The organism is Mycobacterium arosiense ATCC BAA-1401 = DSM 45069 (genome assembly GCF_002086125.1).
Classification (GTDB): domain Bacteria; phylum Actinomycetota; class Actinomycetes; order Mycobacteriales; family Mycobacteriaceae; genus Mycobacterium; species Mycobacterium arosiense.
In genome coordinates, this window is record NZ_MVHG01000411.1 from 1 (window position 1) to 235 (window position 235).

At 73.6% G+C, this 235-nt stretch carries 1 protein-coding gene; it reads left to right on the forward strand.

Going from position 1 to position 235, the window contains the following annotated elements:
* On the forward strand, positions 1 to 235 hold a 235-nt coding region (locus tag BST14_RS29060; protein WP_142279745.1), incomplete at both ends, for a DUF488 domain-containing protein.

The window sequence follows — 235 nt, forward strand, 5'->3', positions numbered from 1 at the left end:
CCGCCAAAGGCGGTGCTCGACGAATTGCAGCAGGCCGGCGTCAAGCTGCTGGTCGACGTGCGCGCCATCGCTTCCTCGCGCCGGCCCGGCTTCTCCAAGACCCAGCTCGCCGCCGGCCTCGACGAGCGCGGCATCTCCTACCTGCACCTGCGCGGCCTCGGCACCCCCAAGGAAGGCCGGCTCGCCGCGCGCAGCGGCGACGTCGCCGCGTTGAGCCGGATCTACGCCGCCCACC